Genomic DNA, 8,399 nt, shown 5'->3' on the forward strand with positions numbered 1-8,399 from the left:
CCAATGCTGCGATCGTGGCGGGTTATTACCGGGAAGCTGCCTCTCCCAGCAATCCGGGCAGCAAGCGAATCTGCCGCTCTCTCGTACACGCGTCGACCAGGTTCCACTTGGCTTCTTCCAGCACATGCACCTTCCCTTTTTGGACGGCGGACAATTGTTTCCAAACCTTGCTGCGCATCAGCTCCCTTGTCGCTTGATTCGATGGCCGCATGTCCGGCATGAGCACAAATAACCGATCGCCCGCATATAGCGGCAAGTCCGCTTCGCCAATCTCGCGGTAGGGCTCGCCGGCATCCGGCATTTGGCGTACGGCTTCCCTTGCCCCGAATCCGGACGGATAATAGAGCAGTCCGGCCAAACCGCTCGTTCCCATCACGAACAAACGACGTCCGCGATGATAGAGGAACACCGTCGCCGTTTCTCCCGGCCGGATCTGCTCTTTCATCTGCTGCCACATAATCGTTAAACGGCTGCTGTATTCAGCCATCCACAGGTTCGCCTCCGACTGCTTCCCAAGCCACTCTCCCAAGTTTTGCAGCCGCTGCTCGAGCGGAGCGAACGTATCGTAGGTAAGGGTGGGCGCGATTTTGGCGAGCTGCTCGTACTGTCGTTCGTCGGAGCTGGAGAAGATGATCAGATCGGGTTCCAGACTCGCCGCCTTGCGGGGGTCAAGCGGAATGCCGATATCCTCGATCTCCCGGACGGCTTCCCGCATCCACGAGTTTTGCAGCAAGCGTACGTTCGCGCCAACCGGCCGCACTCCCAGCGCGAGGAAATCTCCTACAGTCTCCCCATAGTAGAGAATACGCTTCGGCTGCAGCGGAATTTGAACCCTGTGGCCAGTCCAATCCTGAACTTCGCGACGCTGGTGAACCGACCGGGCGTACTCCCTCGGAGTCATCCCGGTCAATTGGCGGAAGCGCCGGCTTAGAATGCCCACCGGCGTTACACCCAGAGCGAGCAAATCCCCGTTGTCTCACCGAGAAAAATAACGCGCTTGTGAGCCGCGGGCACCTCGACCACGTGCCCCGTCCAATCCTTGAATGTTTTCGTCCCGGTCGCGGACGGATCATTCTTCTGCGTATTTCCGGAGCCTGCCTGCTGCCGAACTGCCTTGCCTGAGCCTCCCTGCGCCCCGTTTCCGCCGCAAGTGGCCAGTACAATCAGCATCACGGCGAACAGCAGCAGCCCGGATCATTTTTTTGTCTTATTCATGATGGATTCCCCTCAGCCTAAAACAATGGACAATTGACACTCCCACGGCAAAAGCCCGTGGGATTCCTGGGAGCAGCAGGTTTTGGTGCCAGCTTCCGATCCAGGCTATCCCTGCGTGTCCCGCAGTTCGTTTCTTTACTATGCGAGTAGCCTTACTCCTTCTTTCAAGATGTTACGCGCGGCATTCACATCTCTGTCGTGCAGCTCTCCGCATTCGGGACATGTCCATTCCCTTACAGCCAGATCCTTGACTCCGGGATTCCTCTCTCCGCAGCAAGAGCATCGCTGGCTGGAGGGAAATGCTATGCCGACAACACTAAGCCTTCGCCCGTACCAACTCGCCTTGTAATCAAGCATGGTACGGAATTTCGACCAGCTGGCGTCCGAGATGCTTTTCGCGAGATGATGGTTTTTGACCATGTTCTTCACTCGCATGTCTTCCAGGCAGATCACTTGGTTTTCGTGGATCAACCGGGTCGATTGCTTGTGAAGAAAATCGTTTCGCATGTTTGCGATTTTTTCTTGCAGTCTGGCCACTCGGATCCGAGCTTTCTCTCGGTTCTTGCCGCCCTTCTGTCGCCTGGAGAGTACACGTTGCGCCCCAGCCAGTCGCTTCTCATACTCGCGCAAATATTTCGGGTTATCGACTTTCTGACCATCAGACAGCGTCATGTAGGTTTTCAAGCCCAAGTCGATGCCTACGGCGTTTGGTGACGCCGGAAGCGGCTGAACGTCCGCTTCGCACACTAGAGATACAAAGTATTTGCCGCTCGGACTACGCCGAACGGTTGCCGAGAGTATGCGCCCTACTATTTCCTGCGACTTGGCAAAACGGGTACATCCCAGTTTCGGTAAGCGCAAGCGATTTCCTTCTACGCGGATAGCACCGTTATTCACGGCTGTATAGCTCTGGTTCGCATCGCGTTTACTTTTAAACTTCGGATATTCGTTCTGCTTGCGGAAAAATGCCTGATACCCGTCATCCAGCGCCCGAAGGCTGCGCTGCAAGGCGGTGCTGTCGACTTCGCTCAGCCATTCTTTTTCGCGTTTCAGTTCGGTCAGCTCAGCGGAACAAGCGGCGTAGCCTACGGTCTTCTGTTCTATCTCGTACGCATCCTTGCGACGAGACAAGAAGTGATTGAACACGAACCGCACACAGCCAATCGTCTTGTTGATGAGTGTTTGCTGCTTTGGGGTTGGATACAACCTGAATTTGAACGCTTTGTGCATCGGCTCCCCTCCTTGTGTCTATTATACCACAAAAGAGGAACATATGTTCGATCTATTTGTCGGATACTTGAGACGGCAGGGGCCGTCCCGTATCCAAAGGCCTTATATACCTTAAGGCGCGGGTTTTACGGCCTTTGTTATAAAAACGATCATTTGAATTTGGACAAAACGATGTTACAAGGTAACGGCAGCTTCCGTTTGTTTGCCGGTGATCGACATGGGCTGCGGCCACCCTCCCCAAATGTCTAACTTGTTTCCATCGGGGTCGTAGAGGTAAAAGTTCAATCCGCAATCCCCGTTATCCTCCAGTTTATCTATGATCGCACCCCTATCTCTCAACTGATTATAGAACTTATGGATATCGGTTACTTGAATCGTGATCGGGCACTGGATCGTTCCGCTTATTTCCTTGAAGTTGGCATTGCCTTTTTCGCTAGTCTGGATTAAAAATAAGGTCTGCCCTTGCGGGAATCCAAGTTGCGCTTGCTGCGCCTTCTCATCAACCGGCCTCAGCAGCTTTACGCTTAGATGAGTTACGTACCAATCCGCCGATTTCTTCGGATTCGTAACCGGCAAATATACGGATTGAATGCCGCTTACCATAGACTGTCCCATCGCTAGGCCACCTTATCGTTTTATCGTGTCATATTCTGCCGCCATGCTCTCTATGGAGGGGGGCGCGCCCAGAGATACTACCTGGATACGGTTGCCGTCGGGGTCGACGATGTCGAAGCTCCTCCGCCCTGTCGCACTGCCGGTCGTCTCTGCAACTACATGCCCCTCGCTTGCAAGATGCTTGTATAGGGCGGCCGGATCATCGGCTTGCAAAATCAGACATTGCTGCACTTTGCCGGTATCATCTTCGAAATGAAGCGTTGTCCTCTCCTCATGGCGAAACAGGAAAAAGCCGAACTCTTGTACATCCTTGTAGCCGAACCTGCACGCATAAAAGGGCCCCGTTTTCACAATAGCCAATTGATCATCCGGCTCGCGTATAAGCTGAAAGCCAAGCACATCCGCATAAAAACGCGCTGACCTCCTTACGTCGGATACGGGGATCTCCAGATTGAAGATAGCTTCCACCCGCGCGTGATCCGCCGGCGGCTCTCCGTCGTTGGCTTGAATTTGGATCCTATTGCCCGACGGGTCCACGGCTTCGAAGAAGCGCCCGCATCCATCCTCCTCCTGATCGGCATGAGGGAGCGTAACAGTAACGCCCGCTCCTGCCAGCTTCTCCCTCAACCCTTCCAGATTGGACGCGTGCATCATAACCATGCTGCGAGGGCGGCCGTTCTTCTCGTAGATGAGCCGATGACCGGATGATGTCTTGGTCAAGATGAGCGTCGGATACACAGTCTCGCCGCGATCGATAGCGGCCAATTCCGCAGCGGCTCCATTCATGTTGAGCAGCGTTAGTCCGAGATGTTCTGTATACCAGGCTGCCGTGACTTGCAGATCTGTTACCGGCAAATGAATCGCGAGCAGCCGCTTGATTTTCCCGCGGTCCTGCCGGAAGTGAAATTCCATGCGTCCCCTCCCCTTCATCTTTCAAAAGCTCGTAATAAGTAACGATCTTTAGCACCAAAACCAAACATCCCATAAAAATTAAGAGGTTACCCGAATCAGATTGCCATCAGGGTCTTCGAAATAAAAGACCAGTTGTCCATCTCTGTAGCTCAATTGGCTCAGCTTGATCTGCTGCTTCGCCAGACTCAGATAGGACTTGCAGATCGCATCCGGATTCCGGCGCCTAAATGCTTCTACCAGCGATTCAAAATCCAACTGCTCCGAACCATCCGGCTGGTACGACGCCGGGCTTGCCGAATCGGGTTGCTTCGCCAGCTTTTTTAGCTTCAGGCGGGCGCGGCCTACAGCTACCTGTACGGCTCCTTCCGCCAGCGAAAGCAGCCCGGCCGTTTCCTTTGCGGTAAAATCAAATACATCCATAAGCAGAACAATGACCATTGCCCGGGGCGGCAGACGATGAGCTAGCAGTTCCAAAAGCTCCCGCGCAGACAGCTCCGTGTCGATGCCGGGAAGACCGAGATGACGTTCGTCCAGAGGCTCCGAAGGAAGACTGCGCTTCTTAAGCTTGTCCTTCCAAGTATTGAGAACGATTTTATACAGGTAGGCATTGCTTATTTCACATGCCGGGTCCGCTTCCATCCGCTTATGCACTTTAAGCAGCACATCCTGAGCCAGATCCTCGCATTCCCGGTCATTGGACGTTATTTTCAAGCTGTATCGATTAATCTTTTGTTGCAATTGCTTCATATCGCGACTTCGCTGCGTCAAACGTCATTCTCCTTTCTCCGGTACGTTGTCCGCAGTCACGACAACAGGCTGCAACACTTGGTTTGCAGCCTGCTGAACGAATTTCTAATACATTATTTACTGAACAGCCAGCTGTTGCAACCCGCCGCCAATTGTTGAAGTTCTTGAAAGAACACACCGGCATGGTAGCCGTCGCAAACCGCATGATGGAACTGCGCCGCTACAGGAAGCAGCAACTGTTCGCCCTGCCAGCGGTATTTTCCGATCGTAAAAATGGGCAGCAAATAGGTTCCCCCGGTGTAAATATTCAGGTTAAATCCGGTAAAGCTGACCCAAGGGATGCCCGATATCGGAAACGTATTCGGCGGTTCGTTCGATGCAGGGAATAACTGCTTCGCGTTTTTGTACGTCTCCGTCTCTTGAAGGTAACACTCATAAAACGTTCGAAAGTCTTCGCTGAACGGAGTCCAAATGCTGGAGAACGTCTTCGTCTCTTCGTTTAAGATAGTGAAGCTGGGGGACATCTGGCTCCAGATGCCCAAGCGCCCCTGAGAATCGTAGCAGGTTCGGAACTCGCCGTGACGATTCACCACTGTCGTAATCATGTGGATGAAGGCGGGGTACAGCTTGACCCCCAGGCGCTTTAGTTCCGCACGCAGCTCGGTGATATCCACATCGGCGGTTATGCTGTACGAACATCTTACATGGTTTACATAATGTTCGAAATAAGGTTTTCTGTTCCAGTTATCCATATCGATCGGATTAAACATCATTTTTATTCCCTCCTAAAATGGGTAGATTTTAGGAGGGATCATCCACTGCTTTGACCATATCCTCATTCACATTCCTCGTCTTTATGGTTTGCCGCCGGTTCACTCCCGCCAAGCGTTTCGTACAATGTCGCGTACATTCCGCTTACTTCGGAAAGCAGCCGAATGACCTCGCAAGCTGTTCATGTGCTGCTCCAATTATAACATACTCGCCAAAAGTCTGATGCGGCGATATTGATAGGGTTACTGCCAGACTAATGGCCCATAGGCGATCGATTCATTTCCATATATGATGAGTTCAAATAGGATGACATGTAAATTTTTGGGAGGCTATTGGATGGCAATTTCAGTATTCAGAAAAGCCGTAGCGCTGGTATTCTCGGTATTGCTGTTGCTCTCTGCATCCCGCGCGGCGTTCGCGGAAAACAAGGAACAGGCTCCCGGCGACCTGCAGCATTCATGGGCTGACGGTACGCTCCAGGAATGGTGGACGAAGGGCTGGATTCACGGGTATCCGGACGGGACGTTCCGACCGGACTCGAACATTTCGAGGGCGGAATTTATTTCACTGGTGATCCGGGCACTCGGTCTGTCGGCTCAAGGCGACCTTTCCTTCCGTGACATCGGGAAGAACGATTGGGCCTATGAAGCCGTTGCTATCGCCTACCGCGCCGGGTATGTGAAAGGCTACGAAGACGGCACGATCCGGCCTCATCAAGATGTAAGCCGGGAAGAAGTCGCCGTTATGGTGCATACGATGCTGCAGCTGGAAGGGAGCAAAAACGGCGTATCGCCGTTCCGGGATGCGTCATCCTTCGCCGACTGGAGTCAAGCGGCGATCGATGGGCTGGCGGCGGCGGGCGTCTTGTCGGGTTATCCGGACGGGATGTTCCATCCCGGCAACAAAATTACACGGGCGGAAGCGGTTGTCGCCCTGAACAACGCCATGCGCTACGCGGCGACTGAACGGACGAGGACGTATGCTCAGCCCGGGGCATTCGGCTCCGCATCCGGCCTCCCTTCCATCGTGGGGAATGTTGTGGTCGGCTCCCCCGGCGTTACACTTCAGAACATGCTGATTCTGGGCGATCTGAGCGTACAAGGGACAGGGACGAGCGGCGAGGTCATCCTCAAAAACGTAGTTGTGCACGGGAAGACGTCCATCAGCGGCGTGGCGAGTCAGGTCGGAGTCATCGATTCCACATTAGGTTACTTGAATGTGTGTACGACAGGCGGTTCCGTTCGAATTACGGCAGCGGGTCATACGCAGGTGGCCCAAACCACCTTGTGCTCCAGCGCCACTTTGGAGGAAAAGGATTTGGCCGGGGACGGGTTTCGTGAAGTGATCTTGTCGGCCGACATGACTAAAGGCTCGATTGCTGAGCTCCGGGGCACGTTCGACAATGTCGCCGTGAACGCTTCCGGAGTGACGCTCAAACTGGAGCAAGGCTCGATTCGGAATGCTGTATTCGGTCCCGGCTCGAACGGCTCGAGCGGCCAAGTCGCCCCGACAGCGTCGATCGATCAGCTCGTGCTGGATACGGCCGTTTCGGTTTCGGGACAAGGCGAGATTGAAAGAGCCACACTCAACCCCGGTGCAGGAGGAACTACATTCGAACGAAAGCCGAACCGAATCGATGGCGCGGAAGGAAGCGGGGCCGCCGTAGCGCCGCCAGATACTTCCCCTCCCCTGTTCGGATCGGGATATCCGAAATGGCTGGCCGGCTCGGAGACGAGCGCGCTTGTTGTGGTCAAAGCGAACGAGCCCGGACGGCTTTATGCCGTAGCGGCTCTTCCGGGCAATCCTCCGCCGAACTCGCTTCAGGTAAAAGCGGGGCAGCTCGGAAACGGAATCCCCGCGGTCTCGGCCGGGTTAAGCGTACTCACCGCCAATACGGATACGGCGATTCCATTGACCGGCCTGACTGCCGGAACGGACTATACACTCTATGTGGTGGCTGAGGACCATGCAGGGAATATACAAGCGGTTCCCGCAGCCGGAATCGTGAAAACAAGCGGGCTTGCGCCGCTCAAATTCGGCACGGCCAGCTTGCCGAACGGCAAAGTCGGCGCCACCTATGCACCGGTGATGATTGAAAGCTCCGGCGGGGTCGGTAAACGCATTTATTCGCTGGTAAGCGGCGCTTTGCCCGTCGGGATGGCTTTTTCCTCCTCGGGCATCTTCTCGGGGGCGCCGACCGTCGCCGGTTCGTACACGTTCACCGTTCGTGTGACAGATGATCAGCCTGCTAACGCAAATCAAAGCTTTACCGTCGTGATCGAGCCGCCAGATCCGCTCAAATTCGGAACGACTAGCTTGCCGAACGGCAAAGTCGGCGCCGCCTATACGCCGGTAACGATCGAAAGCTTCGGCGGGATCGGCAAACGCACTTACTCGCTAGTCAGCGGCGCTTTGCCTGTCGGGATGGCCCTAACATCCTCGGGCGTATTTTCGGGGGCGCCGACCGTCGCCGGTTCGTACACGTTCACCCTCCGCGTGACGGACGACCAGCCTGCTAACGCAAATCAGAGCTTTACCGTCGTGATCGAGCCGCCGGAGCCGCTCAAGTTCGGCACAACCAGCTTGCCAAACGGCAAAGTCGGCGCCGCCTATACGCCGGTAACGATCGAAAGCTTCGGCGGGTTCGGCAAACACACCTACTCCCTGGTCAGCGGCGCCTTGCCTGTCGGGATGGCTCTAACATCCTCGGGCAGCTTCTCGGGGTCGCCGACCGTCGCCGGATCGTACACATTCACCGTCCGCGTGACGGACGACCAGCCTGCTACCGCGAATCAAAGCTTTACTGTCGTGATCGAGCCGCCGGAACCGCTCAAGTTCGGCACCACCAGCTTGCCAAGTGGCAAGGTCGGCGTCACTTATGCGCCGGTAACGATCGAAAGCTCCGGCGG

8 protein-coding genes are annotated in these 8,399 nt (G+C 54.9%); 1 reads left to right on the top strand and 7 read right to left on the bottom strand.

Annotated features, from left to right (window positions below):
* Window positions 1-25 precede the first annotated feature (25 nt).
* From D7M11_RS05295 to catA, 7 genes are all read right to left on the bottom strand, one after another.
* Entirely contained in the window at window positions 26-940 is a 915-nt protein-coding gene (locus D7M11_RS05295) for an ABC transporter substrate-binding protein (RefSeq protein WP_193556116.1), read from the bottom strand.
* Between the two features lie 5 nt (window positions 941-945).
* A complete protein-coding gene (locus D7M11_RS36855; RefSeq protein ID WP_205127031.1) occupies window positions 946-1,170 on the bottom strand; it encodes a hypothetical protein in 225 nt (74 codons plus the stop codon).
* Between the two features lie 183 nt (window positions 1,171-1,353).
* Window positions 1,354-2,445: an IS200/IS605 family element RNA-guided endonuclease TnpB gene (gene tnpB / locus D7M11_RS05305; protein ID WP_120746128.1), complete on the bottom strand. Its 1,092-nt coding sequence runs from the start codon at window positions 2,443-2,445 to the stop codon at window positions 1,354-1,356.
* 174 nt (window positions 2,446-2,619) lie between these two features.
* Window positions 2,620-3,060, bottom strand: a complete 441-nt coding sequence (locus D7M11_RS05310; protein WP_120746129.1) for a VOC family protein — start codon at window positions 3,058-3,060, stop codon at window positions 2,620-2,622.
* Window positions 3,061-3,072: 12 nt separating this feature from the next.
* Window positions 3,073-3,972 (bottom strand): VOC family protein, encoded by a 900-nt coding sequence (locus D7M11_RS05315; RefSeq protein WP_158606458.1) that lies wholly within the window; start codon window positions 3,970-3,972, stop codon window positions 3,073-3,075.
* 78 nt (window positions 3,973-4,050) lie between these two features.
* Complete coding sequence (locus D7M11_RS05320) at window positions 4,051-4,719, bottom strand: RNA polymerase sigma factor (protein WP_120746390.1); 669 nt, start codon at window positions 4,717-4,719, stop codon at window positions 4,051-4,053.
* A gap of 113 nt (window positions 4,720-4,832) precedes the next feature.
* Complete coding sequence (gene catA, locus D7M11_RS05325; protein ID WP_120746131.1) at window positions 4,833-5,492, bottom strand: type A chloramphenicol O-acetyltransferase; 660 nt, start codon at window positions 5,490-5,492, stop codon at window positions 4,833-4,835.
* A 334-nt stretch (window positions 5,493-5,826) separates the two neighbouring features.
* On the opposite strand from catA, the gene D7M11_RS05330 reads away from it, so the two are divergent.
* Window positions 5,827-8,399, top strand: a 2,573-nt coding sequence (locus D7M11_RS05330; protein ID WP_193556118.1) for an S-layer homology domain-containing protein, incomplete at its 3' end; no start/stop codon positions are given.

The organism is Paenibacillus ginsengarvi, assembly GCF_003626695.1.
In the GTDB taxonomy this organism is placed as follows: Bacteria; Bacillota; Bacilli; order Paenibacillales; family NBRC-103111; genus Paenibacillus_AB; species Paenibacillus_AB ginsengarvi.

Excerpts from the sequence above, each read along its gene's own strand:
- D7M11_RS05320 (WP_120746390.1), bottom strand. The coding sequence starts at position 4,719 with ATGAAGCAATTGCAACAAAAGATTAATCGATACAGCTTGAAAATAACG.
- D7M11_RS05315 (WP_158606458.1), bottom strand. The coding sequence starts at position 3,972 with ATGGAATTTCACTTCCGGCAGGACCGCGGGAAAATCAAGCGGCTGCTC.
- tnpB (WP_120746128.1), bottom strand. The coding sequence starts at position 2,445 with ATGCACAAAGCGTTCAAATTCAGGTTGTATCCAACCCCAAAGCAGCAA.
- D7M11_RS36855 (WP_205127031.1), bottom strand. The coding sequence starts at position 1,170 with ATGCTGATTGTACTGGCCACTTGCGGCGGAAACGGGGCGCAGGGAGGC.
- catA (WP_120746131.1), bottom strand. The coding sequence starts at position 5,492 with ATGATGTTTAATCCGATCGATATGGATAACTGGAACAGAAAACCTTAT.
- D7M11_RS05310 (WP_120746129.1), bottom strand. The coding sequence starts at position 3,060 with ATGGGACAGTCTATGGTAAGCGGCATTCAATCCGTATATTTGCCGGTT.